This window comes from Streptomyces sp. NBC_00285 (assembly GCF_036174265.1).
In the GTDB taxonomy this organism is placed as follows: domain Bacteria; phylum Actinomycetota; class Actinomycetes; order Streptomycetales; family Streptomycetaceae; genus Streptomyces.
This window is the reverse complement of sequence record NZ_CP108055.1, coordinates 8,911,672-8,937,189: the sequence shown is the minus strand read 5'-3', so window position 1 is coordinate 8,937,189 and position 25,518 is coordinate 8,911,672. Positions and strand designations below refer to the sequence as shown.

The 25,518-nt window shown below is 70.9% G+C and carries 23 protein-coding genes and 1 pseudogene; 8 read left to right on the top strand and 16 right to left on the bottom strand.

Going from position 1 to position 25,518, the window contains the following annotated elements; all coding sequences use genetic code 11:
* Positions 1–4 precede the first annotated feature (4 nt).
* The 3 genes from OHT57_RS40960 to OHT57_RS40950 form a co-directional block, all read right to left on the bottom strand.
* On the bottom strand, positions 5–1,036 hold the full coding sequence (locus OHT57_RS40960) for an oxidoreductase (protein WP_328751940.1): 1,032 nt from the start codon (positions 1,034–1,036) through the stop codon (positions 5–7).
* A gap of 270 nt (positions 1,037–1,306) precedes the next feature.
* Positions 1,307–3,007: a BCCT family transporter gene (locus OHT57_RS40955; protein WP_328751938.1), complete on the bottom strand. Its 1,701-nt coding sequence runs from the start codon at positions 3,005–3,007 to the stop codon at positions 1,307–1,309.
* 189 nt (positions 3,008–3,196) lie between these two features.
* Positions 3,197–5,179 carry a Xaa-Pro dipeptidyl-peptidase gene (locus tag OHT57_RS40950; protein ID WP_328751937.1) on the bottom strand — a complete coding sequence of 661 codons (1,983 nt, stop codon included), beginning with the start codon at positions 5,177–5,179 and terminating at the stop codon, positions 3,197–3,199.
* A 161-nt stretch (positions 5,180–5,340) separates the two neighbouring features.
* Between OHT57_RS40950 and OHT57_RS40945 the strand changes: the two genes are divergently transcribed.
* Entirely contained in the window at positions 5,341–6,834 is a 1,494-nt protein-coding gene (locus OHT57_RS40945; protein WP_328751935.1) for a M1 family metallopeptidase, read from the top strand.
* 176 nt (positions 6,835–7,010) lie between these two features.
* Here the strand turns inward: OHT57_RS40945 and OHT57_RS40940 are convergent.
* The 3 genes and pseudogenes from OHT57_RS40940 to OHT57_RS40930 all read right to left on the bottom strand — a co-directional run.
* Positions 7,011–7,388: pseudogene (locus OHT57_RS40940) on the bottom strand (DUF6766 family protein); the annotation flags it as partial.
* A 36-nt stretch (positions 7,389–7,424) separates the two neighbouring features.
* The gene (locus OHT57_RS40935; protein ID WP_328751932.1) at positions 7,425–7,913 is read right to left on the bottom strand and encodes a macro domain-containing protein; all 489 of its coding nucleotides are present in this window, start codon (positions 7,911–7,913) and stop codon (positions 7,425–7,427) included.
* A 39-nt stretch (positions 7,914–7,952) separates the two neighbouring features.
* Positions 7,953–9,419, bottom strand: coding sequence for an amino acid permease (locus OHT57_RS40930; RefSeq protein WP_328751931.1), 1,467 nt, complete (start codon positions 9,417–9,419; stop codon positions 7,953–7,955).
* 186 nt (positions 9,420–9,605) lie between these two features.
* On the opposite strand from OHT57_RS40930, the gene OHT57_RS40925 reads away from it, so the two are divergent.
* A complete protein-coding gene (locus OHT57_RS40925) occupies positions 9,606–10,358 on the top strand; it encodes a MerR family transcriptional regulator (protein WP_328751929.1) in 753 nt (250 codons plus the stop codon).
* Positions 10,359–10,513: 155 nt separating this feature from the next.
* On the opposite strand, the gene OHT57_RS40920 is transcribed toward OHT57_RS40925, so the two are convergent.
* From OHT57_RS40920 to OHT57_RS40905, 4 genes are read right to left on the bottom strand one after another with little or no spacing between them, the layout of a single operon-like run.
* Positions 10,514–12,706, bottom strand: a complete 2,193-nt coding sequence (locus tag OHT57_RS40920; RefSeq protein WP_328751927.1) for a 3-hydroxyacyl-CoA dehydrogenase NAD-binding domain-containing protein — start codon at positions 12,704–12,706, stop codon at positions 10,514–10,516.
* A 42-nt stretch (positions 12,707–12,748) separates the two neighbouring features.
* Positions 12,749–13,963 (bottom strand): acetyl-CoA C-acetyltransferase, encoded by a 1,215-nt coding sequence (locus OHT57_RS40915; protein ID WP_328751926.1) that lies wholly within the window; start codon positions 13,961–13,963, stop codon positions 12,749–12,751.
* A 21-nt stretch (positions 13,964–13,984) separates the two neighbouring features.
* The gene (locus OHT57_RS40910) at positions 13,985–15,127 is read right to left on the bottom strand and encodes an acyl-CoA dehydrogenase family protein (RefSeq protein WP_328751924.1); all 1,143 of its coding nucleotides are present in this window, start codon (positions 15,125–15,127) and stop codon (positions 13,985–13,987) included.
* Positions 15,124–16,260, bottom strand: a complete 1,137-nt coding sequence (locus OHT57_RS40905; RefSeq protein WP_328751921.1) for a CaiB/BaiF CoA transferase family protein — start codon at positions 16,258–16,260, stop codon at positions 15,124–15,126. Before OHT57_RS40905 ends, OHT57_RS40910 begins: the two co-directional genes overlap by 4 nt.
* 354 nt (positions 16,261–16,614) lie before the next feature.
* Here OHT57_RS40905 and OHT57_RS40900 point away from each other — a divergent pair, with 354 nt between their 5' ends.
* Positions 16,615–17,793: a saccharopine dehydrogenase family protein gene (locus tag OHT57_RS40900; protein ID WP_328751919.1), complete on the top strand. Its 1,179-nt coding sequence runs from the start codon at positions 16,615–16,617 to the stop codon at positions 17,791–17,793.
* A gap of 7 nt (positions 17,794–17,800) precedes the next feature.
* Here the strand turns inward: OHT57_RS40900 and mmpA are convergent, their stop codons facing one another.
* The gene (gene mmpA / locus OHT57_RS40895) at positions 17,801–17,959 is read right to left on the bottom strand and encodes a morphogenic membrane protein MmpA (protein ID WP_328751917.1); all 159 of its coding nucleotides are present in this window, start codon (positions 17,957–17,959) and stop codon (positions 17,801–17,803) included.
* 85 nt (positions 17,960–18,044) lie between these two features.
* Entirely contained in the window at positions 18,045–18,734 is a 690-nt protein-coding gene (locus OHT57_RS40890) for an endonuclease V (protein WP_328751915.1), read from the bottom strand.
* A gap of 42 nt (positions 18,735–18,776) precedes the next feature.
* Between OHT57_RS40890 and OHT57_RS40885 the strand changes: the two genes are divergently transcribed.
* Positions 18,777–19,073 carry a YciI family protein gene (locus OHT57_RS40885; RefSeq protein ID WP_328751913.1) on the top strand — a complete coding sequence of 99 codons (297 nt, stop codon included), beginning with the start codon at positions 18,777–18,779 and terminating at the stop codon, positions 19,071–19,073.
* A gap of 8 nt (positions 19,074–19,081) precedes the next feature.
* Here the strand turns inward: OHT57_RS40885 and OHT57_RS40880 are convergent, their stop codons facing one another.
* Positions 19,082–19,411, bottom strand: a complete 330-nt coding sequence (locus OHT57_RS40880; RefSeq protein WP_328751911.1) for a plasmid stabilization protein — start codon at positions 19,409–19,411, stop codon at positions 19,082–19,084.
* A gap of 50 nt (positions 19,412–19,461) precedes the next feature.
* A complete protein-coding gene (locus OHT57_RS40875) occupies positions 19,462–20,526 on the bottom strand; it encodes a WD40/YVTN/BNR-like repeat-containing protein (protein WP_328751909.1) in 1,065 nt (354 codons plus the stop codon).
* 285 nt (positions 20,527–20,811) lie between these two features.
* Between OHT57_RS40875 and OHT57_RS40870 the strand changes: the two genes are divergently transcribed.
* Positions 20,812–21,228, top strand: coding sequence for an SsgA family sporulation/cell division regulator (locus OHT57_RS40870; RefSeq protein WP_328751907.1), 417 nt, complete (start codon positions 20,812–20,814; stop codon positions 21,226–21,228).
* 340 nt (positions 21,229–21,568) lie between these two features.
* Here the strand turns inward: OHT57_RS40870 and OHT57_RS40865 are convergent, their stop codons facing one another.
* Positions 21,569–22,222, bottom strand: a complete 654-nt coding sequence (locus OHT57_RS40865; protein ID WP_328751905.1) for a GOLPH3/VPS74 family protein — start codon at positions 22,220–22,222, stop codon at positions 21,569–21,571.
* Between the two features lie 324 nt (positions 22,223–22,546).
* Between OHT57_RS40865 and OHT57_RS40860 the strand changes: the two genes are divergently transcribed.
* Entirely contained in the window at positions 22,547–24,169 is a 1,623-nt protein-coding gene (locus OHT57_RS40860) for an ABC-F family ATP-binding cassette domain-containing protein (protein ID WP_328751903.1), read from the top strand.
* On the opposite strand, the gene OHT57_RS40855 is transcribed toward OHT57_RS40860, so the two are convergent.
* Entirely contained in the window at positions 24,138–24,416 is a 279-nt protein-coding gene (locus tag OHT57_RS40855) for a hypothetical protein (RefSeq protein WP_328753547.1), read from the bottom strand. The two genes, OHT57_RS40860 and OHT57_RS40855, sit on opposite strands and share 32 nt — an antisense overlap.
* Here OHT57_RS40855 and OHT57_RS40850 point away from each other — a divergent pair.
* Together OHT57_RS40850 and ddaH are read left to right on the top strand one after the other, a co-directional pair.
* A complete protein-coding gene (locus tag OHT57_RS40850; RefSeq protein ID WP_328751901.1) occupies positions 24,369–24,725 on the top strand; it encodes a DUF6194 family protein in 357 nt (118 codons plus the stop codon). The genes OHT57_RS40855 and OHT57_RS40850 overlap by 48 nt on opposite strands.
* A complete protein-coding gene (gene ddaH / locus OHT57_RS40845) occupies positions 24,665–25,441 on the top strand; it encodes a dimethylargininase (protein ID WP_328751899.1) in 777 nt (258 codons plus the stop codon). Before OHT57_RS40850 ends, ddaH begins: the two co-directional genes overlap by 61 nt.
* Positions 25,442–25,518: the final 77 nt, after the last annotated feature.

The window sequence follows — 25,518 nt, the reverse complement described above, 5'->3', positions numbered from 1 at the left end:
CACTTCAGCGTGCCATCGCCTCCACCAGGACACTTCCCGAGGTCCGGGCCACCACGAACGACTGCCCCCTGACCGCTCTGGCGTCCAGCGGGATCCGGTGCCGGCCCGCCGCCAGGTGACCGTCGAAGACCTCGTGGGCGTGGGTGCGGTAGAGCCGGTCGAGGCGGTACGCGGTCAGGCGCACCCGGCACGGTGAGGTGACCTCGACGCCCGCCTCGCCGTCGGCGGCCACCAGGTGGGTCAGACGGCGCTGTTCGACCGGGCTGCGGTCCAGGGCGTGCTCTATCTGGGCCACGAGGAGCGGAATGATCGGGGCGAGGCCGTCGACGTAGGCCACGTCGACGCCCGCGTGGTGGAAGGAGCGGCGTACGGCGGCACGTTCCTCCTCGGGGACCGCGCGGCCGAAGGCGACGGCACCGTAGCCGCGCAGTTCGTCGGCGGGGACGTCGACCACCCCGTGGGTGATGTCGGCGCCGATGCCGATGGTGCGCAGCGCGGCGGCCAGTTTGGCGAGGACGGCGACGCGGGCGCCGATCAGCAGGACGCGTCGGCGGGCTCCCGGGGACGCGCCGCCCTCGTCCGGGAGGAGGGAGTCCAGGGCGGCCCGGTACTCGTCGCCCCGGAAGCGGAAGGGCCCGATGCCGTGGTAGCCGTTGAGCTGGAGGTCCGCGGCCTCCTCCGTCTGCCAGGCGAACTCCCGCCAGATGAAGTCGTCGCCCTCCCGCTCGATGACGGCGGTGACGGCACCGCAGGCCAGGTCCTCGCACTCGGGGCAGCCGTAGATGACGTAACGGCCGCCCGGAAGCGGGGCGTCCGTCTCGCCCAGGAGGCTGCGGACCTGGGCGGTGAAGATCGCGGGTGGGACGTCGGAGGCCAGGGGGGAGACGGCGTCGAGATCGGAGAGCTGGAAGAGGAGCGGGCGGCCGTCGACGATGAAGTCCACGAAGTCCCGGTGAATCTGGAAGTCACCGTTGGCGAGGACTTCACCGGCACGCATCGCCGGTGCCAGGCCGAAGGTGGCGTAGGCGGCAGACATGCTGTGAGTATTCCCGGCTCCGGGGCGGTCCGATCACGGCATGAGTCATTCCGTTAAGGGCCCCGCGCGAACGGTGTGCCGGGCGGCGGGCTCGTGGTGGTCCGGGGCCCGGCCGTCCGCGCGTGTGGGCGCCCCGGCCGCTCATCGAAAGCCGGGAGGAGCGGCCGCGTGGGGCGGTGCCACCGGCGTACGCACGGTCGAAGGGGTACGGGGCACGGCGGGCCTGGACGAGGCGACCGGGCCCACCGCGCCCCCGCCCATGCGCCCAGGTCAGGCGTGGTCGTGGCCCAGCGGGTCGCCCTCGGTGTCCGTGCCGGCGCCCGGGCCGACCTTGATCTCGAAGTCGCCGTCGTACTTCTTGTGGCCCTCGATCACGGCGAGTTCGACGGCCTCGGAGCCCATCGCGCCGCGCACGATGACCGGGTCCCGGCGCAGGTCGCGCATGAGGGCGACGCACATGCCGATCATCACGAGGACGAAGGGCGCGGCGGCCAGGATCGTGAGGTTCTGCAGGCCGGTGAGCGCGTCGCCCTGGCCGCTGCCGACGAGCAGCATGATGGCGGCGACGGCTCCGGTGACCACACCCCAGAACACGACGACGAAACGGCCGGGTTCCAGTGCGCCCCGCTGGGACAGCGTGCCCATCACGATGGACGCGGCGTCGGCGCCGGACACGAAGAAGATGCCGACCAGGATCATGACGAGCAGGCTGGTGGCGGTGGCGAAGGGGAACTCCTGGAGCACGCCGAAGAGTTGACCCTCAGGGGTGTTCTCGCCGCCGAGCGCACCGCCCTCCTTCAGCTTCATGGCCGTACCGCCGAAGATCGCGAACCAGACGAGGCTGACCGTGCTGGGCACGAGGATGACGCCGCCGACGAACTGCCGGATCGTGCGGCCGCGGCTGATGCGGGCGATGAACATGCCGACGAAGGGCGTCCAGGAGATCCACCAGGCCCAGTAGAAGACGGTCCAGCTGCCGAGCCAGTCCGCGACGCCCTTGCCGCCGCTGGCTTCCGTGCGGCCGGCGAGCTGGGGCAGGTCGCCGAGGTAGGAGAAGACGGAGGTGGGCAGCAGGTCCAGGACGATGATCGTGGGGCCCGCGATGAACACGAAGACGGCGAGGATCAGGGCCAGCACCATGTTGGTGTTGGACAGCCACTGGATGCCCCGCTCGATGCCGGAGACCGCCGAGAGCACGAAGGCCAGGGTCAGCACGGCGATGATCGTGACGAGCAGCCCGGTGCTGACGTCGTCCATCCAGTCCAGTTCCCGGAAGCCGGAGCCGATCTGGAGGGCGCCGAGGCCCAGGGAGGCGGCGGAGCCGAAGACGGTGGCGATGATCGCGAGGATGTCGATGACCCGTCCGGCGGTGCCGTTCGCGTGCTTCTCCCCGATGAGCGGGGTGAAGACGGCACTGATGGTCTGACGCCGGCGCTTGCGGAAGGTGCTGTAGGCGATGGCGAGGCCGACCACCGCGTAGATCGCCCAGGGGTGCAGCGCCCAGTGGAAGAGGGTGGTGGCCATCGCCGTCTCCATGCGATCGCCGGAGCTGGGCGGGTTCGTACCCGGGGGCGGGGTGGTGTAGTGCGCGAGCGGCTCGCTGACGCCGTAGAACATCAGGCCGATGCCCATGCCGGCGCTGAACATCATGGCGACCCAGGACACCGTCTTGAACTCGGGTTCCTCGCCCTCGGCACCGAGGTGGATGCGGCCGTAGCGGCTCATCGCGAGCCACAGGGCGAAGACCACGAAACTCGAGGCGGCCAGGATGAAGGCCCAGCCGCCGTTGTGGATCAGTCCGCCGAGCATGGTGGTGGAGACGTCCTCCAGGGAGTCCGTCCCCGCCCACCCCCAGATCACGAAGGCCACGGTGATGGCGGCGGTGACGCCGAACACCACCTGGTCGGTCTGGTGGCCGAGAAGGCCCGCGGGCCCTGCTCGGCCACCTCTCTTCTTCAGGTCTTCAGTCATCTGCGGCACCTTCCCCTGGAGCGGTGGATACGCCGGGTTTCACACATTTCCCCAGGACCTACCACAGGTACCGCAGATCTCCACCGATTCAGCAGCCGGTGTCGGCCTTCCCGACCGGTTTCCCGGCCGTGAGGTGGTAATGGACGCGTTCGTCGAGGAGCAGGGCGCTCACGGTGACGGTTCGGATCGTCATCGGCCCTCCGGGACGCGGTGGGCGGGGCGCGGGGCGCGGACGCCGTCGAGGGCCGTGGCCGCGTCCGGTACGACGGTCCTGGCGCCCTTCGTGGCGTGCGCGAAGGCGGCCGCGCCGCCGACCAGCGGGACCCGTGCCGAGGTGTGGGACAGGTCGATCGTGAGGGTGGGCCTGGTGGACGGCGGGTCGATGAGGTCCTTGTCGGTGCCCGCGACGATCAGGGCGAGGCGGTGGCCCGCCGGGACGACGTGGTCCGTGGCGCCCAGGTCGAGGGTGATCGTGTAGGCCTTGCCGGGTGTGAGCGGGACGCCCTTCCCGGGGTCGGCGTAGGTGCCGAGGTCGGCCCAGCCGCGGCTGACGACGGTGTAGTCGACGGCGGTGGTCTTCGCCCGGGTCGCCTTGAAGCAGGCACTGTCACCCGTCGTGCCGGCGCCCCAGCAGGTGCGGTCGGCGAGCGTCGTGATGCCTTCGCCCGCGGCCGCGTAGTCGCGGATCGTGTCGGGGCCGAGGTCCACGAGGACGGCGGAGAGATGGGCCGTGGTGGTGGTCGGTGTCGCCCTCACGGTGACCTTGGAGGAGCCGGACAGACGCAGGTCCCTGGTGAGGGTGCCGGTGGTGAAGCCCGCCTTGTCGGGTGTCCCTGTGTCGATCCGGGCGGCCCAATCGGTCTCGCTGAGCGCCGGGTCGTCGGTGAAGGTCTCGGCGCCCGCGGCCTTGATGAGGCCGAGGGTTCCGACGCCGGGCTGTGCGCCCTTCGCGGGGCGGAGCGTCGTCGTGGAGGTTCCGCGCGGGGGCCAGCTCTTCGAGGTGACCCACTGGTCGGGGTGGCGCTCGATGTCGGCCATCGGCTCGCGGTCGACGCCGTTGTCGTAGCCGAGGAGTTCGTGGTCGAACCAGCGGTGCAGGGTGTCGACCCATTGCGCGCGGCGGAAGTCGAAGGGGTCGACGTGGCCGGTCTGGGAGAGCCAGATCTTGCGCTCGACGCCGTTCTTCGCGAGGGCGTCCCACCACGGGCCGAGGTGCTGGAGACGGACGTTGAGGTCCTGCATGCCGTGGACCAGGAAGACGCTGGCTCTGACCTTGTGCGCGTCCTTCACGTAGTCGCGTTCGGCCCACAGCGGGGTCCGGTCACCGGTGCGGGGCGCCTGGTCGACGAGCTTCTGCTGGACGGCGGCACACTTGGTGCGGGCGTCGGGGCTGTCGACGTAGTCGGAGAGCCAGTCGGGGCCGGAGTCGTAGAGCGGGGCGCCCCGGGAGAAGAAGTAGTCGTACCAGGTGGAGATGGCGCTGATCGGGACGATGGTCTTCAGGCCCTCGACTCCGGTGGCGGCGACGCCGTTGGCGATGGTGCCGTCCCAGCTCTTGCCGATCATGCCGGTTCTGCCGTTGGTCCAGGTGGCTTTGGTCTTCGCGGTGCCCGTTCGGGTCGTGTAGGCGGTGGCTCGGCCGTTCAGCCAGTCGACCACTGCTTTGGCGGACTGGATGTCGGAGCGGCCGCCGACGTCCACGCAGCCGTCGGAGCGGTTGGTGCCGGCGAGGTCGACGCCGACGAAGGCGTAGCCGCGGGGCACGAAGTAGTTGTCGTAGAACAGCGGCATCTGGACGACTTTGCCGTTGGCGTCGTACGTCTTCAGCTGGCTCTCGTTGCCGCGTCCGCAGCAGGAGTAGTACGGGCTGGCGTCCATGATGACCGGGACCTTGCGGCCCTGCTGGGCGGGTTCGCGGGGCCGGACGATGTCGACGGCCACGCGGTCGGTCTTTCCGTCACCGTCGCCGTCGAGCCGGGTGTCCACCCAGACGGCCTCGCGGACGGCGTTCTCGTACGAGTAGACGGGTTGGCTCTCCCGCGTGTGCCGCGGGGCCGCCTGTTCCTGCGCCTGTGCGGTCGCGGGTGCGAGGAACGTGACCAGCAGGGCGGCGGTGGCCGCGGCTGCTGTCGCGAGCGGTCTCCAGGTCGTGAAGCGCGTGCGTATCGACATGCGCGGACGGTACTGCGGTCAACTCCCGCGCAAAAGAGGGCCCCTTGCGACCGGAACGGCTGAATGGCGATCGTGTGACAGGAGTGGCCGTGGACACACCCAGCTCACAGGTGGTGAATAGGCTGCGAACAGACTTCGTCCCCCCACGACTTGGAGTTTTCGTGCACCGCAGACTCATCGCGCCGGGCGCACTCGCGGCGGCCTCCCTGATGCTGGCGATCCCGGCGTCGGCGGCGAGCTTCTCCCCCGGCGCTCCAGGGATCGGCGACCCCTACTACCCGGACTACGGCAACGGCGGATACGACGTCTCCCACTACGACCTGCGGCTGAAGTACCAGCCCGCGACGGACGAACTGGAGGGCACGGCCACCCTCCTGGCCCGCACCACGCAGGATCTGTCCCGCTTCGATCTGGACTTTCTCCTCGACGTGAGCGAGGTGCGGGTCAACGGGTCGAAGGCGTCCTTCACCACCTCGGGCGAGCATGAACTGGAGATCACACCGAAGACCCCGCTGGCGAAGGGCACCGACGTCAGTGTCGTCGTGCGCTACAGCGGGGTCCCGTCGTCGAAGCAGGCGTACGGTTTCACCAGTTGGCACCGCACCCCCGACGGCGGGGTCGGGGCGAACGAGCCCGAGTCGGCCTGGTGGTGGTTCCCGAGCAACGACCACCCGCTCGACAAGGCCACCTACGACGTGTCGGTCCTGGTTCCGGACGGCAGCCAGGCCCTGTCCAACGGCACGCTGCAGTCGACGAGTTCACGGCTCGGCTGGACCCGCTGGAACTGGCGTTCCGCCAAGCCGCAGGCCACCTACCTGGCGACCCTCGCCGTCGGCCGCTTCGACCTCACCACCGGTACGACCGACAGCGGGATTCCCGTCGTCAACGCGTACAGCAAGGACCTCGGCGCCAACTACGGGGCGGCGCGGGCCAGCGTGGAGCGGACCGGGGAGATCGCCGACTGGCTGAGCGGGTACTTCGGGCCGTATCCCTTCGACGCGCTCGGCGGGTATGTGCCGAATACGAACACCGGGTACGCGCTGGAGACCCAGACCCGGCCCTTCTACAGCCCGCGCCAGTTCGCGAACGGGTCGAACACCTCCCTGATCGTGCACGAGCTGGCCCACCAGTGGTACGGCGACCTCGTGTCCGTGCAGGGCTGGAAGGACATCTGGGTCAACGAGGGCTTCGCCCGGTACGCGCAGTGGCTGTGGTCCGAGCACGAGGGCGAGGGCACGGCACAGGAACTCGCCGACTACGTGTACGCCTCCCATCCGGCCGACGACACGTTCTGGACCGTGAAGCCGGGTGACCCCGGGCCGGAGAACCAGTTCGACATCGCCGTCTACGACCGGGGCGCGCTGGCCCTGCAGGCGCTGCGGAACGAGATCGGCGACGAGGCGTTCTTCGCGGTCCTGAAGGGCTGGCCGCAGAAACACGCGTACGGCAACGCCTCCGTCGGCGACTTCCGGACATACGCCGAGGAGGTGTCCGGGCAGTCGCTGGGCGCGCTGTTCGACACGTGGCTCTTCCAGCCGTCGAAGCCGGCGGCGCCGGCGGCGCGGGGCGCGTCGATCGCCAGAGCCACGGGGGCTCTTGTGCAGCCGAAGTCGTGGAAGAGGATCGCCGCGACGGACGGCGTGCACGCCGAGTAGGGCCTGTTTCGAAGGTGGCGTCGCCCGGCCGTAGGGCTGGGCCGGCGGCGGCTGTCGGGTGCGGTCGCAGGGCGGAGGGCCGCCCCTGGGTCGGGTGTGTCGGGGCGAGCCCGGCGCCGCCCGGCAAGCGGGGCTTTCGCGGCACGCCCCGGCTTCCGGGACCTGGGGCGGTCCTGTCCTTCGACACCCGTCGAGGTGTGGGCCGCCCCGACCGGCTTGGACTCCGGTGAGCCGCGCTGTCTGAGGTACACGGAGAGAACGGCCATGGAGGCCACGGCGAGGAGTTCGGACTGCCGGTTCTGCAGGGTCCGGCCCCAGAAGTCCGCGGAACCGACGTAGCTTCCCCAGCTCATGGGCGCCTGGAGCCGGCGGAGTTGCTCCTCGTTGTACGCGGCGACGCCGCTGATCGACTGTGCCGGCCAGGAGAAGGCGAACAGGGTGCCCATGGCCAGTCCGAGGGAGTGGGAGCAGAGCGCCTGGCGCAGTCCACCGGCACCGGCCCATCGTGGGGAGTCCCGGTGGGCGTACCGTCCCACCCGCTGATCCCTGTCGGACCACGTCGCCCGGCACGAGCGCGTCGAGGCCCTCGGTCAGCTCCCGCTTCCCCCGTGGTCGTAGACCGTGACCGAGAGGCCACGCTTCAGCAGCCGCTCGACGATCAGGGGCTCCACACGGGACCACTTTCCCCCGGCGAGCCCGCACCCTATCCGGGGCATGTGCACGGACGCGCCGAGCTCCAGGGCCTTGTCTGCCAGCCGCCCCAGTGCCTCGTCGATCGCCTCGTATCGCACCGGGACGCCTTTGCTGCCCGTCCTCATGCCCCGCTGGCCGACCATGTTGGCCACCCATACGTGGGGCTCGACCTGCACGAACTGAACCGCTCCCAGCCCGAAGTCACTGGACGCGCGCCCCCGGTGCCAGGAACGGTAGGCGGCCTCCGGCTCGGGCCAGCGGCGGGACAGCGCGACGACGAAGCCCTTCCCCCACCCCCCGAGGTCGTTGCAGACATGCGCGATCAGCTTGACGCCCTTCACGGACGGGGTGGTGGCGTCTCCTCGGATGTACGCGATCTCCCCCATGACGCCACCGTAGACGCCACCACTGACAACAGCTCCAGCTCAGTGCGTCCGGCCGGTCGGGCCGCGGTCCGTCGTGCTCTGGACCCTGTGGCGGACGGCGAACCAGCCCGCGACCAGAAGCGCCGCGATCACCGGGATCAGGAGCAGGGTCCTGCGGCCGACCTCCGCGTCGTTCCACATCATGCCGAGGCAGGCCAGGAGGAAGACGATCGTGGTGATCTCCGTGGCCGGGCTGAAGGGCAGGCGGAAGGAGGGGCGGGCCACCAGGCCCTCTCGGGCGCGGCGGACGAAGACCAGGTGGCAGACCATGATGATCACCCAGGTGCTGATGACCCCGAGGGAGGCGATGTTCAGCACGATCTCGAAGGCCTGGCTCGGCATGAGGTAGTTCAGACCGACACCCAGGACGCAGACCGCGCAGGTCAGCAGGATGCCGCCGTAGGGAACCTGACTGCGGTTCATGCGCGCGGTGAACCTCGGTGCCGAGCCGGCGGTCGCCATGGAGCGCAGGATGCGGCCGGTGGAGTAGAGACCCGAGTTCAGGGACGACATCGCCGCCGTCAGGACCACCAGGTTCATCACGTCGCCCGCCGCAGGGATGCCGATCTTCGACAGGACGGTGACGAAGGGGCTCTCGTCGGCCGAGTAGGCCGAGCCGGGGAGCAGCAGGGCCAGCAGGACGACCGACCCGACGTAGAACAGGGCCACGCGCCACATGATCGAGTTCACCGCGCGCGGGACGACCTTTTCCGGTTCCGCGGTCTCGCCCGCCGCGACACCGACGAGCTCCAGTGCGGCGTACGCGAAGATCACGCCCTGCATGACGAGGACCACGGGCATCGCGCCGTGCGGCAGGACGCCACCGTTGTCGGTGATCACGCTGGGGCCGGGTGTGCCCCCGCCCACTTCGTGCTGTGTGGCCAGCAGGAAGATGCCGATCAGCATGAAGCCGACGAGTGTGGCGACCTTGATGATCGCGAACCAGAACTCCATCTCGCCGAAGATCTTCACCGAGATCAGGTTCACGGCGAGGACGACGGCCAGCGCGACCAGGGCCAGCGTCCACTGGGGGATGTCCGTGAACAGACTCCAGTAGTGCGTGTAGAGCGCGATCGCGGTGATGTCGGCGATACCGGTCGTCGACCAGTTCAGGAAGTACATCCAGCCGGCGACGTAGGCGCCCTTCTCCCCGAGGAACTCGCGCGCGTACGACACGAAGGAGCCCGAGGAGGGGCGGTAGAGGACCAGCTCACCGAGGGCCCGCACCACGAAGAAGGCGAAGATCCCGCAGACCAGGTAGGCGAGCGCGAGCGCCGGACCGGCGGTGTGCAGGCGTCCGCCGGCGCCCAGGAAGAGGCCGGTGCCGATGGCCCCGCCGATGGCGATCATGTTGACGTGGCGGGGCTTGAGGTCCTTGCTGTAGCCGGCGTCGCCCGCGTCCGCGGGCACCTGGGCCACGTCGGTGCGGGAGGCGGTCTGTACCGATGAGACGGCGTCCTTGCTCACGGATGATCCACTCTCTGGTGCGCCCCGGGGGGTCTCGCTCGGGTGTCCGGACGTGCGGCGGCCCGTACCTCCTGGCGGAGGGCACAGGCCGAGGGCTCGCCTGCCCCGCACGTCACTCCCCACACGGTGGCGGCCGTCACAGTGGGCGGGTTTCACAGCGTTGGTGAGACAGCGATACTGCTGCACATGACGACCGACGCCTCTCCCGATGGCCGCGATGCCGATCACGACGCCGAGGCCGATGCCGGGGGACCCACGTTCACCGTCGACGAGCTGGCCGCGCGGGCGGGCGTCACGGTCCGTACCGTGCGCTTCTACGGCACGCGAGGGCTGCTGCCGCCGCCGGTGATCGGTCCCCGCCGGGTAGGGCACTACGGCCGTGAGCACCTCGCACGTCTGGCACTGATCGAGGAGCTCCAGCAGCAGGGCATGACGCTGGCGGCGATCGAGCGGTACATGCAGCAGTTGCCGGCCGATCTGAGCGCCCACGACCTGGCGATCCACCGGGCCGTGGTGGCCTCGTGGGCCCCCGACGTCGTGGAGCGGGTGACCCCGGAGGAACTGCGGCGGCGGGCGGGGCGGGCGCTGAGCGACGACGACGTGGAGCGGCTCACCGCGATGGACGTGGTACGGCGGGACGGCGACGCCTACCGGGTCGATCTGGGGCTGCTCCGCCTGGGTGTCGGGCTGCTCGACGTCCCGCTGTCGCAGGAGGCGATCCTGGCTTCGCGGAAGGTGCTCATCGAGCACTCCCGGGCCGCCGCGCACGAGTTGTCGCAGCTGTTCCGGGGCGAGGTGGCCCAACGCGACGCCCAGGACGTGAAGTCGCTGTCCGCGCACATGGAACCCGTGGTCGTACAGGCCCTGTTGACGGCCTTCCAGCGATCCCTGAAGGAGGAGCTGCGGGGGTGGGCGTCAGAGGTAGGCGGAGCCTCCTGAGGGGGACGACGTGCCGCGCAGCGGTATGGGCCGGCGGGGAGGGTTCTCCCGCCCCCGCCGGCCCTGCCCGTCCCATCCTCAGGGCGCTGCCCCTTCGACCCCGCGTGCCGCGCGCCCATACCCCCGTCGGCCGCGCGGCGTTTCGAGGAGCCTCGTCACACGTCGCCGAACCGCTCCCCCTTTGCCGCCTTCTCCACCAGCAGCGCGGGCGGTGTGAAGCGCTCGCCGTACCGCTCCGCCAGTTCGCGGGCGCGGGCCACGAAGCCCGGCAGGCCGCCCTCGTAGCCGTTGACGTACTGGAGGACGCCGCCCGTCCAGCCCGGGAAGCCGATGCCGAAGATGGAGCCGATGTTGGCGTCGGCGACCGAGGTCAGGACGCCTTCCTCCAGGAGCTTCACCGTGTCCAGGGCCTCGGAGAAGAGCATGCGTTCCTGCATGTCCCTGAAAGGCACGGTCTCGGCGGGGATCTCGGAGGCCGGGCGGGTGAAGTGTTCGCGCAGACCCGGCCACAGGGACGTGCGCCTGCCGTCGTCGCCGTAGTCGTAGAAGCCGCCGCCCCCGCTGCGGCCGGTGCGGCCGAACTCGTCGACCATGCGGTCGATGACCGCCTCGGCGGGGTGGGGCGTCCACGTGCCGCCCGACTCCTCCACCGCCTGCCGGGTCTCCTTGCGGATCTTGCGCGGAAGCGTGAGCGTCAGCTCGTCCATCAACGACAGGACCTTCGCCGGATAACCCGCCTGTGCCGCCGCCTGTTCGACCGACGCGGGCTCGATGCCCTCGCCGACCATCGCGACGCCCTCGTTGAGGAAGTGCCCGATGACGCGGGAGGTGAAGAAGCCGCGCGAGTCGTTGACGACGATCGGGGTCTTCTTGATCTGCCGCACCAGGTCGAAGGCCCTCGCCAGCGCCTCCTGACCCGTGCGCTCGCCCTTGATGATCTCGACGAGGGGCATCTTGTCGACCGGTGAGAAGAAGTGCAGGCCGACGAAGTCGACCTGCCGCTCCACGCCCTCGGCCAACGCCGTGATCGGCAGCGTCGAGGTGTTCGAGCACAGCAGCGCGTCCGGCTCCACGATGTGCTGGATCTCCTGGAACACCTTGTGCTTCAGCGCCGTGTCCTCGAACACCGCCTCGATGACGGCGTCGCAGCCGGCCAGGTCCTGGGGATCCGCGGTCGGCGTGATGCGGGCCAGGAGCGCGTCAGCCTTCTCCTGTGTCGTACGGCCTCGGGAGACCGCCTTTGCGCAGAGCTTCTCGGAGTAGGCCTTGCCCTTGGCCGCCGCCTGTGGCGACACGTCCTTGAGGACGACGTCGATGCCCGCGCGGGCGCACGAGTAGGCGATGCCGGCGCCCATCATCCCCGCGCCGAGCACGGCCACCTTGTGGACCTGGCGGGGCTCGACGCCCTGGGGACGGTTCGCGCCGGAGTTCACCGCCTGGAGGTCGAAGAAGAACGCCTGGATCATGTTCTTCGACGTCTGGCCGGCCGCCAGCTCCACGAAGTAGCGCGCCTCGATGACCTGTGCGGTCTCGAAGTCGACCTGGGCGCCCTCCACCGCGGCCGCCAGGATGCTGCGCGGGGCCGGGTAGGGGGCGCCGTTGGTCTGCTTGCGGAGGCTCGATGGGAAGGCGGGGAGGTTCGCCGCGAACTTCGGGTTGGCGGGGGTGCCGCCGGGGATGCGGTAGCCCGGCTTGTCCCAGGGCTGCTGGGATTCGGGGTTGGCGTCGATGAACGCGCGGGCCTTGGCGAGGAGTTCGTCCTGCGTGCCGGCCACGTCGTCGACCAGGCCGTTCTGCAGGGCGCGCTGCGGCGCGTACTGCGTGCCCTGCAGCAGCACCTTCAGGAGGGCGTCCGCGATGCCCAGCAGACGGACGGTGCGAACCACGCCGCCGCCGCCCGGCAGCAGGCCGAGGGTGACCTCGGGGCAGCCGATCTTGGAGCCGGGCGCGTCGAGGGCGATGCGGTGGTGGCAGGCCAGGGCGATCTCGTAGCCGCCGCCCAGGGCCGCGCCGTTGATCGCGGCGACGACCGGTTTGCCCAGGGTCTCGATGCGGCGCAGGTTGCGCTTGATCGCGAGGCCGCCGTCGAAGAGGTCCTGCGCGGTCGCGGGGGTGACCCGGATGAGGTCGCGCAGGTCGCCGCCGGCGAAGAAGGTCTTCTTGGCGGAGGTGATGATGACACCGCGAACGGTGTCCTTCTCGGCCTCCAGGCGGTCGGTGATCACTGCGAGGGAGTCGCGGAACGCCTGGTTCATGGTGTTCGCGGACTGGTTCGGGTCGTCGATGACGAGGGTGACGACGCCGGTGCGGTCCTGTTCCCAGCGGATGGTCGTGGACTGAGTGCTCATGTGGAAGTGCTCCGTGTGATCCGTCGTATCCGTGGGAGGGGGTCAGATGCGCTCGACGATGGTGGCGATTCCCATGCCGCCGCCCACACAGAGCGTCGCGAGGCCGTACTGCTTGTCCTGGCGCTCCAGTTCGTCGATGAGGCTGCCCAGGATCATGGCGCCGGTGGCGCCGAGCGGGTGGCCGAGCGCGATCGCGCCGCCGTTGACGTTGACCTTGTCCAGCGACAGTCCCATGTCCTGCACGAAGCGCAGGACGACGGCCGCGAAGGCCTCGTTGATCTCGACGAGGTCGATGTCGTCGATGGTCAGCCCGGCCTTGGCGAGGGCCTTGCGGGTGGCGGGGGCGGGGCCGGTGAGCATGATGGTGGGCTCGGAACCGGAGACGGCCGCGGAGACGATCCGCGCGCGCGGGGTGAGGCCGTAGCGCTCGCCGATCTCCCGGGAGCCGATCGCGACCAGTGAGGCGCCGTCCACGATGCCGGAGGAGTTGCCCGCGTGGTGGACGTGGTCGATCTTCTCGACCCAGTGGTACTTCTGCAGGGCCACGGCGTCGAAGCCGCCGAGGTCTCCGATGTCCGCGAAGGACGGCTTGAGCCTGCCGAGGGAGTCGGCGGTGGTGCCCGGGCGCAGGTGCTCGTCGTGGTCGAGAACGACCAGGCCTGCACGGTCCCGCACCGGGACGACGGAGCGGTCGAAGCGGCCCTCCTTCCAGGCCGTGGCCGCGCGCTCCTGCGAGAGGGCCGCGTACTCGTCGACGTCCCGGCGGGAGAATCCCCCGATCGTGGCGATCAGGTCGGCGCCGATGCCCTGCGGCACGAAGTTGACGGCCAGGTTGGTCATCGGGTCGTTGAACCAGGCGCCGCCGTCGGAGGCCATCGGCACCCGGGACATCGACTCGACGCCGCCCGCGAGGACCAGGTCCTCCCAGCCCGAACGCACCTTGGCGGCGGCCAGGTTGACCGCTTCCAGGCCGGACGCACAGAAGCGGTTCTCCTGGACGCCGGCGACGGTGTCGGGCAGTCCGGCGGCGATGGCCGCGGTGCGGGCGATGTCGGAACCCTGGTCGCCGACGGGGCTGACGACGCCGAGCACGATGTCGTCGACCGCGGCCGGGTCCAGGTCCGGGAAGCGGGCGCGGATCTCGTGGATGAGTCCCACGACCAGGTCGATGGGCTTGGTGCCGTGCAGGGCGCCGTTCGCCTTGCCGCGGCCGCGCGGGGTGCGGATCGCGTCGTACACGTACGCTTCGGTGCTCACGGGGAGGCCTTTCGGGGAGGGTCAGCTCAGGAGGGAACGGCCGATGATCTCCTTCATGATCTCGGTCGTCCCCCCGTAGATGGTCTGGATGCGGCCGTCGGTGAAGGCGCGGGCGACGGGGTACTCGCTCATGTAGCCGTAGCCGCCGTGCAGTTGGAGGCAGCGGTCGGCGACGCGCTTTTGGAGTTCGGTCGCCCACCACTTGGCCATCGACGCGTGGACGGCGTCCAGCTCACCGTCCGAGTGGTCCTCGATACAACGGTCGAGGAACGTCCGCGTGACGGCGCACTCGGTGGCCATCTCGGCGATCTCGAACCGGATGTGCTGCTTGGTGGCGAGCGGGCGGCCGAAGGCCTCGCGCTCCTTGACGTACGCGGTGGTGATCTCCAGGAGGTGTTCGGCCGCGGCGATCGCGGAGACGGCGATGCTCAGGCGTTCCTGGGCGAGGTTGGTCATCAGGTGCCCGAAGGCGCCGTCGCGTTCCCCGAGGAGGTTCGCCTTGGGCACGCGCGCGTCGTGGAAGAACAACTCGGCCGTGTCCTGGGCCTTCTGGCCGATCTTGTCGAGGTTGCGGCCGCGTTCGAAGCCCTCCGTGCCGCGCTCGACGGCCAGCAGCGACAGTCCGCGGGCGCCGCCCTCCGGGGTCGTCCTCGCGACCACGATCACCAGGTCGGCCAGGATCCCGTTGGAGATGAACGTCTTGGAGCCGTTCAGCAGCCAGTGGTCGCCCCGGTCCTCGGCGTGGGTGCGGATGCCCTGGAGGTCGGAGCCGGCGCCGGGCTCGGTCATGGCGATGGCGGTGACGAGGGAGCCGTCGCAGAAGCCGGGCAGCCAGCGGCGCTTCTGCTCCTCGGTGGCCAGCGTGGTGAGGTAGGGGCCGATGACGTCGTTGTGCAGTCCGAGGGCCAGGCCGGGAGTGCCCGCGCGCGTGAACTCCTCTGCCAGGACGGTGGCGTAGCGGAAGTCGGTGGTGCCGCCGCCTCCGAACTCCTCGGGCACGGCGAGCCCGAGCAGGCCCTGCTTGCCGGCCGCCCGCCAGGCCTCGCGGGAGACGATGCCGTCCTTCTCCCACTGCTCGTAGTACGGCAGGACCTCCCTGGCCAGGAAGGCGCGCACGGTCTCGCGGAAGGCGTCGTGCTCGGGCGCGAAGATCCGCCTTTTCATTCGGGGCCTTTCAGGAGATCGGGTACGTCCCAGTCACGTGCCACGCCGACGGTGTCGGCGCCGGGCCGGGCGGGCCCGGTGCGTACGGCCGTGGGGGTCGCGGAGAAGCGGGGCGCGGGCGCGGGCTGGGTGATGCCGGCGTGGTCGGTGAAGGTGCCACGGGCGGCGAGGTGCGGGTGGGCCGGGGCCTCGCGCAGCGACAGGACGGGCGCCACGCACGCGTCGGTGCCGTCGAAGACGGCCGTCCACTCGTCGCGGGTGCGGGACCTGAAACGGGCCGTGACCGCCTCGCGCAGCTCGCCCCAGCGGGTCCAGTCCTTGCGGGCGTCGGAGAAGTCCGGCAGGCCGAGCAGGTCCAGGAACCGGTCGTAGAACTGCGGTTCCAGCGCGCCCACCGCCATGTACGTGCCGTCGGCGGTCTCGTAGGTGCCGTAGTACGGGCAGCCGCCGTCGAGGAGGTTGGCGCCGCGCCGGTCCTGCCAGCCGCCTGCGGCGGTCATGCCGTGGAGCATCGCGGTGAGATGGGAGGTGCCGTCGACGATGGCGGCGTCGACGACCTGGCCGGTGCCCGTCGCGCGCGCGTGGTGCAGGGCGGCCAGGACTCCGACGACGAGGTAGAGGGAGCCGCCCGCGTAGTCGCCGAGGAGGTTGGCGGGGACGGTGGGAGGGCGGCCCGGTTCGCCGATCAGGCCGAGGGCGCCGGTGACGGCGATGTACGCGATGTCGTGCCCGGCGCGCCGGGCCAGCGGCCCGTCCTGGCCCCAGCCGGTCATCCGGCCGTAGACGAGGGCGGGGTTGCGCGCGTGGCACTCCTCGGGACCGATCCCGAGGCGCTCGGCGACACCGGGGCGGTTGCCCTCGATCAGGATGTCGGCGCGGGCGGCCAGGTCGAGCACGCGCGCGGGGCCGTCGGGGGCCTTGAGGTCGACGACCACCGAGCGCTTGTTGCGGTTGGTGATGTCGTGGCCGGGGTCGATCGCGAGGGCGGTGCCGCCGGGACGGGACACCTGGACGACGTCGGCTCCCAGGTCGGCGAGGAGCATGCCTGCGAACGGACCCGGCCCGATGCCGGCCAGCTCGACCACGCGTACGCCGGTGAGCGGGCCGTGCCCGGGCGTCGTTGCCGTTGTCATCCAGCCCCCATTGGCGTGACACAACTGATGTAACACCAGTGATGCTATGAACCCGTTCCCGTGGGCACAAGACCCGAACGAGCAAGCGCTTAGCCCATTATCGGCCGGTCACCGCCGATCGGGCCACACGACGGAGCCGCACATCGATCCAGCCTGGCGCGGGGCCGTCACCGAGGCGGCGAGAAGGCGTCCGTCTTCCCCGACGTGCGGGTGAACGCGGGCGCTTCCTCCCGCTTCCTCCGGGAATTCCGGGCACGGCCACCGCTGCACCTCCGGCCTCGTCGTCGGGCTCCGTACTCCTCACGCTAGCCTCGGCCACCGACAGCGGCGCGAGCGGCGGGATCCAGGAGTGTCATGAGCAGGATGAAAAAGTCGGAGCGTCCCTACGACATCGTGCTCTTCGGGGCCACGAGTTTCGCCGGAACCCTCACCGCGGAGTACCTCGCCGCGCACGGACCGGAGGATCTGCGATGGGCGATCGCCGGCCGCAGCGAGGACAAGCTCCGGGCACTGCGCGAACGGCTGCCGGAGGGCACGAACGTGGAGGTCCTCAGGGCCGACGTGTCGGATCCGGACTCCCTGCGCGCGCTCGCCGAGCACGCGCGCGTGGTGGCCACCACCGTGGGCCCCTATCTGACGTACGGCGAGGAACTCGTCGCCGCCTGCGCGGACGCCGGGACGGACTACCTCGACCTTTCCGGGGAGCCGGAGTTCGTGGACCTGATGTACGTCCGGCACGACGCACGCGCGCGTGAGACGGGTGCACGGCTGGTGCACGCGTGCGGGTTCGACTCCGTCCCGCACGACCTGGGGGCGTATTTCACGGTCCGGCAGCTGCCTGAGGGCGTGCCACTGACCGTCGACGGCTTCGTGACCGCGGACGCCACGTTCTCGGGCGGAACCTTCGCCTCGGCGCTGAACCAGTTCGCGCGCGGCCGGCAGATGATCGCCGCCGCCCGGGATCGCGGACGGCACGAGCCGCGCCTGGTGGGCCGCCGGGCCACCGCGCCGACCGGAACCCCGCGTTACGCCCAGGAGGTCGGCGCCTGGGCGCTGCCGCTGCCGACCATCGACGCGCAGATCGTCCGGCGCTCCGCGAAGGCCCTCGAACGCTACGGGCCCGACTTCCGCTACCGCCACTACGCGGCCGTACGGCGGCTGCCCATGGCGGTGGGCGGGGTCGCGGCCGTGGGCGCGCTGTTCGCGGCGGCCCAACTGCCGCCCGCCCGGCGCTGGTTGTCCGACCGGGTCAAGCCGGGTGACGGGCCGGGTCCCGAGAAGCGGGCGAAGAGCTGGTTCTCCGTGCGTTTCGTCGGCGAGGGCGGCGGTCGACGGGTGTTCACCGAGGTCGCGGGCGGCGACCCGGGCTACGACGAGACGGCGAAGATGTTCGCCGAGTCTGCGCTGTCGCTCGCCTTCGACGACCTGCCGCCGACCTCCGGTCAGGTCACGACGGCCGTGGCGATGGGGGACGCGCTGATCGAGCGGCTGCGACGGGCGGGGATCGCCTTCCGTGTGGCGGCGAGCCGGTGAGCCCGTCTCAGAGGGACCAGCCCGCCACCGTGTAGATCATCCCGGCGATCCAGCCGAGCCCAGCGAGCACGCCGAGGACCAGCGTGGCGGTCACCGCGCGCTCCACGGGCCGGTTCGGGTCGGCGAGGGGCTTGGCGGCACGGGGGGTTATGCGGTGCGTCGTCATGCGGGACAGCCTGCCGAGCGCGCCGGGGCCCGCACATCCGTACAAGTACTCAGACGACGTACTCAGTACACCGCGCCTGCTCCCGTCAGGACGTCGCCTGCCGCAGCGCCCGCCGGCACAGCGCGTCCGCCGCGCGGGTCGTCTCCGGCAGCCGGTAGGCCGGGGTGAGCGCGAGCGTGTGGGCGCAGGCGTTGTCGAGGCTCACGCGGTGGCCGACGGAGACGAACACCGGCTTCACCGCCTCGCGCGTGCGCAGAGCGCGGCCCACCTCCTGCGAGCCGGCGAGCAGCGGCGCCCACTCGCCGCGCCGGGTGCCGGGGTCGACGTAGGAGAAGGTGAACGGGTTCTTGGCGACGCCGATCGTGGGCAGCCCTGTGAGTACGCCGAGGTGGCTCGCGAGGCCGAAGCGGCGGGGGTGCGCGAGGCCGTACCCGTCGCACACGACCAGGCCGGGGGGACACGGCAGGGCGTCGAGGGCGGCGAGGACCGTCGGGATCTCACGGAAGGCGAGCAGGCCGGGGACGTACGGGAAGGAGATCCGCCCGACGGCGGTGGCCTCGGCGACGACGTCCAGGGACGACGCGTCCAGCACGACGGCCGCCGCCGCGACGACGTCCCGTTCGTCGTCGTAGGCCACGTCGACCCCGGTGACGTGCCCGGTGCCGGACGGCGGACCCGGTTCGTCGAGGACCGTCCTCGCCCTCAACTCGTCCTGGACCGCGCGGGCCTGCTCCTCGGTCGCGGGCCAGCCCGCGGGGATGTCCACTGTCGTCATGGTGGGGACGAGCGTACGGCGGCGCGTCGTAGGCTCGCGATCATGTTCGTACTGGAGCTGACCTACACCGCCCCGCTCGATGCCGTGGACGCCGTACTGCCGGCGCATGTCGCCTGGCTGGACGAGCAGTACGGGCGGGGAGTCTTCCTGGCGTCCGGGCGCAAGAACCCCCGCGACGGCGGGGTGATCATCGCCGTCGCGGGGGACCGCGCACGCATCGAGGAGATCGCCGCGGGGGACCCCTTCGTCACGGCCGGGGTGTGCGCGTACCGCGTCACCGAGTTCGCCGCGACGAAGACGGCCCCGGCGCTGGAGGCATACCGGGAGACCTCGGGCTGAGCCGAGCGTCAGCTCTTGCCGCCCAGGGCGCGTCGGAGCCGGCTCTTGTTCATGTCCGAACGACCCTTGACGCCCTTGCGCTTGGCCTCCTCGTAGAGCTGGTCGTAGGTCGGACCCTGGGAGCCCTTGCCGGACCGCTGCCCGCCCCGCCTGCCCGAGGACATGTCCTCGGTCGAGGTACGGCCGGCGGTCCGGGACTCGCCGGACCGGGCGCGTTCCTTGTTGACGGTCCGCGCCGCGATCTCTTCGGCCCGCCCGGTGCTCTCGCCACGGTCCTGGGCGCTCTTCTTGATGTGCTCGTACTGGCGTTCGCGCTTGGAGTTCGAACCGGTCGGCATGGGGATCACTCCTTTCGCCGTCGGCGGCCGGGTACCCCGCATTCCGCCGCTCAGTTCTCCAGACGGGCCACCCGTCCCTTCTCCCCCGCGGCCCAGCAGCCGCCGTCGACCGTGCAGTCCACCGTGTCGTAGGAGCCGGTGTCCACGGTCCGCCATGTGCGGCCGCCGTCCGTGGTGAGGTCCGTGCCGGTGGGGCCGACCGCGAGGGCGGCGGCGCGGCTGTGCGGAAGCCAGGCCACGCCGGAGCGGTAGGCGGGCGGGGCGGAGGCGGCGGGCCGCCAGGTGCGGCCGTCCGTGGTGCGGGCACCCGCCTGCGGGGATGCCTGGTCGGCGTTGTAGTCACCGCCGACGGCGAGACCGTGCGCGCGGTCGCGGAAGCCGAGCGCGAAGACACCCTTGGCCGGGTCTCCCGCCGGGATCGGCGTGTCGGACGCCGTCCAGGTCAGGCCGCGGTCGGCGGAGTGCAGCACACGCGCGCGTGCGCCGCCGCCAGTGGCCAGCCAGACGTCCCGGGGCCCGGAGCTGACCAGGCACTGGCCGCTCGCCGCGAAGCCCGCCTCGCCGTCGAGCGCGGCCGGCATCCCGGTATTCGGCAGCACCTTCCAGGAGCGGCCGCCGTCGGAGGTCGACAGGATGCGGAACTTTCCGTCCACCGGGTCGCTCATGGCCAGGCCGTGGCGGTGGTCGAAGAAGGTGAGGCAGTCGTAGAAGGCCTTGCTGTCGGTGTTGCGGAAGGACTCGGTCCAGGTCGCGCCGCCGTCGTCGGTGCGGTAGACCCGGGACGCCTCGCCCTCCCCGATGGCCAGCACGACGGCCCGCCGCGCATCGAAGGCCTCTACGTCCCTGAACTGGAGTTCGGCGGCACCGGGTGGCGAGACGTTCCGCCAGCTCGCGCCGCCGTCCGTGGTACGCAGCACGGTGCCCTGGGTGCCCGCCAGCCAGGCGGTGTCCCGGCTGACGGCCGACAGCCCCCGGAAACGTGCCGTGGGGGCGCCGCTGTCCTTGGGTGCCCAGTGCGGTGTACGGCTGTCCGGGCCGTGCGCCTCGGCCGGTACGGCGGTCAGGGCCGCCAGCGCCGCCGCACAAGCTGCCCCCACGGCGATCCTCCGGCTCATCAGGCCCGTTCGTCTCTTGTCTCGCGTGTTCCCCAAACGCCTCATGGCGGGCGAAGCTAGTGCACGCTCCCGGTGCCGTCCAGATGCCCTCGGCCGGCCGCCGGGTGGTGCGCAGGACGCCACACGTGTCTCTTGGGGCGCGGGAGGACCTCTGGGCACACCGGGGCATGAAGACGGTGACACAGGTCACTCGACTTTCGTGTACACGGATTGGCCCATTCCGTCGTCTCTTCCAGTGCCCGTCCCACCGGGAAGTCCCACCAGCCGTCACAAGGGAGCAAGGCGTTGTCCACCGTCATCGAGCAGCCAGTCGAGGCCCGTCTCGTCGCCGCGGCACCGCGGATGCCGAGTATTCCCGCCACACTGCACTACGACCGTTGCGATCCGTTCGCCGTCCGTATGACCTTCCCCGCCCCGGCCACCCTGGAGGGCGTCGAGGTCTGCTGGACCTTCAGTCGCGATCTGCTCAGCACCGGTCTGCACGAGCCCGAGGGCCACGGCGACGTCCGCGTGCGGCCGTACGGCTACGACCGCACCGTTCTCGAGTTCCACGCTCCCGAGGGCACGGCCGTGGTGCATGTCCGCACGGGCGAACTGCGCCGCTTCCTGGAGGCGACGAACGACCTCGTTCCGACCGGCCTGGAGCACCTCCAGCTCGACCTCGACCACGACCTCGCGGAGCTGATGCGCGACGCCCTCTGAGGTGTCCACACAGCTTGTCGAGGAGCCCGGCGGGTTCTCCGACGCGCCCCGCTTCTCCCTGCGCTCACGCCGGGGACGGAACTCGGCGACAGCCGGGGCACCGGGTCCTGCCCGGACGCCCATGAGTCGGCAGACGCCGTCGCCGTCGCTGTCGCTGTCGGCAAGGGGTTTGACGGCCCCCGGACCGACGGCCCAGGACGATGACCCCTAGGCGGACGGGGCTCCCCTCCCCCACCTGACCGATCCTCCGCCCGACCGAGCCGCGCTCAGGCGCCCGCAGGGACCGGCACCCCGCATACCTCGCGCAGCACGGGAGCCGCCGCTTTCGATCGAGCCGCCCTCAGGCCCCCGCCGTGACCGAGGCCGTGGCCAGCGCCCCGCACACCTCGTGCAGGACCATGCGCAGCACCGGCGCGGCCTGTCCGCCGCTTTCGATCAGTTCCTCGACGCGTGCCTCGTGATGTTCCCCGCGGGGTTGCAGGGTGCGCAGTCCGGCGGCGGCCGCGAGGGCGACGAGGACCGCGTCCCGGTCCGGCAGTTGTCCGGCCGGTACCGGCCCGCGCAGGATCTGCCGCGCCTCCTCCTGCAGTGCCTCCACCGCGGCCGGCCGCCCCAGGTCGTGATCCACCGTGGGGAACAGCCCGAGGGCCCGCTTCTTGCGTGCCCGCAGGTATCCCTCCGCGGTGAGCTGTTCCCGCACGGCGTCCAGGGTGGTCCGGGACCTGAGCGTCACCCAGGTCCGCCACCGGTGCGGCCGGGATTCACGGACCAGTTCGAGGAGCCCGTCCAGGACGGCGTCGTCGGTGTGCGCGTCCATGTCGACCGGGGTGGCGATGCCGTCGTCGTCGAGGAGCAGACCGCGCCGGACAAGTTCGGTCAGGGCACCGGCCCGGACCAGCTGGGGCACCTGGACGGCACCGGTGGCCTCGGACTTCGAGGTGTCCCAGGCCAGGAGGTACAGACGGGCCGGCAGGGAGAGCGAGCCGTCGGGCACGGGGGCTCCTTCGGGTGGTGGGGGCGGCGCGAGCGGGACCCACGGCCGGGCTCCCGTTAATCCGTTGACACCCCTGCGGACGCCTCGTACGTTGTAGAACGGTTCTGTTGTCGTCGATCGGAGAAGGACGTTGCTCGTCTGAGGTCCTGAGACACCGTGTCACACACCTGAGGTGTGTGCGCTGCGTGTGACCTCGGCATCCGAGCCGTCCCCGACGAGCAGGGCCATGTCCGTGCTCCTCCGGCGTTCCCTCGTCTCCCGTCGGTCGCAGGTGTCTCGATACGCGTTTGCCCCTTCTCGCTTCGAGCAACCGCGGAGACTCGTATGTCTGCATCCATCACCTGCACCTCTCTCGCCTTCTCCTGGCCCGACGGCACCTCCGTCTTCGAGGGCCTCGACGTCGCCTTCGGCTCCGGCCGGACCGGTCTCGTCGGCATCAACGGCTCTGGAAAATCCACCCTGTTGAAGCTCATCGCCGGTGAACTCACCGCCGCCGACGGCGCCGTGCGCGTCGCGGGCGAGGTCGGCTACCTCCCGCAGAACGTCACCCTGGACACCTCTCTGAAGGTCGACGAGACGCTCGGCATCGCCGCGCGGCGCGCCGCCCTGCACGCCATCGAGGCGGGTGATGTGGCAGAGGAGCACTTCGAGACGGTCGGCGACGACTGGGACGTGGAGGAGCGGGCCCTCGCCACCCTCGGTGAACTCGGCCTCGGACACATCGGGTTGGACCGCACGATCGGCGAGGTCTCGGGCGGTGAGTCGGTGCTGCTGCGGCTGGCCGCACTGCTGCTGCGCCGCCCGGACGTCCTGCTGTTGGACGAGCCCACCAACAACCTCGATCTGTACGCCCGCAAGCGGCTGTACACGGCCGTCGCCTCCTGGCCGGGGATCATGGTCGTGGTCAGCCACGACCGTGAACTCCTCGACCTGGTGGACCAGATCGCCGATCTGCGCTCCGGCGAGGTCACCTGGTACGGCGGCAACTTCTCCGCCTACGAGGATGCTCTGGCCGTCGAACAGGACGCGGCGGAGCGGATGGTGCGCGTCGCCGAGTCCGACTTCCGCAAACAGAAACGCGAACTGTCGGACGCTCAGGTCAAGTTGGCCCGCCGCAAGCGGTACGGCCAGAAGATGTTCGAGCAGAAGCGCGAGCCGAAGATCGTCATGGGGGCACGCAAGCGGGCGGCACAGGAGTCCGCCGGCAAGCACCGCATCATGCACGAGGAGAGGCTCGCCGAGGCGAAGGACCGGCTCGACGAGGCGGTGGAGGCGGTAAGGGACGACGACGAGATCCGCGTCGACCTGCCGTACACGGCCGTACCGCCGGGCCGTACGGTCCTCACCCTCATGGACCTGGAACTCGCCTACGGGGCACGAGTGGCGGGCGGCCTCGACCTGCGGGGCCCGGAGCGGGTCGCGCTGATCGGGCGCAACGGCGCCGGCAAGACGACGTTGCTGCGGACGATCGCCGGAGAGCTGGAGCCGGTTTCGGGCGAGGCGACCTCCCATGTCCCGCTCCGCTTCCTGCCCCAGCGCCTGGACGTCCTCGACGGCGAGCTGTCGGTCGCGCAGAACGTGGCCCGGTTCGCGCCGGGCGCCACCAACAACCGGATCCGGGCCCGTCTCGCCCGCTTTCTGTTCCGGGGTGCCCGGGCCGACCAGCAGGCGTCGACGCTGTCCGGCGGCGAACGTTTCCGGGCGACACTGGCCGCGCTGATGCTGGCCGAGCCGGCACCTCAACTGCTCATGCTCGACGAGCCGACGAACAACCTCGACATGGCGAGCGTGCGGCAGCTGACCACGGCCCTGGAGTCCTACGAGGGCGCCCTGGTCGTGGCCAGTCACGACCTGCCGTTCCTGGAGTCGATCGGCATCACGCGCTGGCTGATGCTGGACGGTGAGCTGCGGGAGGTCACGCCGGAGGACCTGGAGGCGCCCGCGTAGCGTCCACGACGGCCACCGGATCGGTCCCCGCCCGGAGCAGCGCCACGCTCCGGGCGGCGATCCGGTCCAGCCGCTCCCGCAGGATCCGCCGGGTCACGTCCGGACCGTCACGGCTGTCCAGGGAGCGCATGATCTCGCGCACGGCCGGGACCGCCGGCGGGTCACCGTCCACGTCGGTCGTACGGCGTCCGCGGACCTCGTGGAGCAGGAACACGGCCTCGCGGCGGCCGACGTGGTGCTGCCGCACCCGGTCCACGGCACGCTCGGCTGGATCTGTGTCGTGAACCCCGGCGAGCGGACGGCCGGGACGGTCATGCGGCTGCTGCGCACGGCCCATGAGGCGGCACACGCGCAGGCACTCGTGAACCGGCGCCGCGTCTCAGGAGGGCCACAGCCTGACAAGGGGGGTTTTGTCGACACGGACCGGCGCTGCATGATGGCTGACCGGCGCCCGTCACGGGGGCCACCCCTGTCCCGCCGATACGGAGTCCCCTCGTGCCCAGCAAGAAGGCCCTCGTCCGCCGCCCCGGTCCGCGCCTCGCCGAAGGCCTGGTGACGCATGTCGAACGGGAGAAGGTCGACGTCGATCTCGCGCTCGAACAGTGGGAGGGGTACGTCGAGGCCCTGCGCACGCACGGCTGGGAGACCGTCGAGGTGGACCCGGAGGACGACTGCCCGGACTCGGTGTTCGTCGAGGACACCGTGGTCATGTACAAGAACGTCGCCCTGATCGCCCGTTCCGGCGCCGAGTCCCGGCGTGGGGAGACCATCGGTGTCGAGGAGGCCGTGGCACGGCTCGGCTGCTCGGTGAACTGGATCTGGGAGCCGGGCACCCTGGACGGCGGTGACGTCCTGAAGATCGGTGACACGATCTACGTCGGCCGGGGCGGGCGCACCAACGCGGCCGGCGTCCAGCAGCTGCGGGCCGCCTTCGAGCCGCTCGGGGCCCAGGTCGTCGCCGTACCGGTGAGCAAGGTGCTGCACCTGAAGTCGGCGGTCACGGCGCTGCCCGACGGGACCGTCATCGGGCACATCCCCAAGGTGGACCGGCCCTCGCTCTTCCCGCGCTTCCTGTCCGTACCGGAGCAGGCGGGCTCCCACGTCGTCCTTCTCGGCGGCGCCCAGCTGCTCATCGCCGCCAGCGCGCCGAGGACGGCGGAGCTGCTCACCGACCTCGGTTTCGAACCGGCCGTGGTGGACATCAGCGAGTTCGAGAAGCTCGAAGGCTGTGTGACTTGCCTCTCAGTACGACTGCGGGAGCTGTACGCCTGAACGGGTGAGTGCATCATCCCGACAGGCCCGACCTGCGGTTCCTGGGACTCTTGTCATGCCCTCGGAACGCCGCTGAT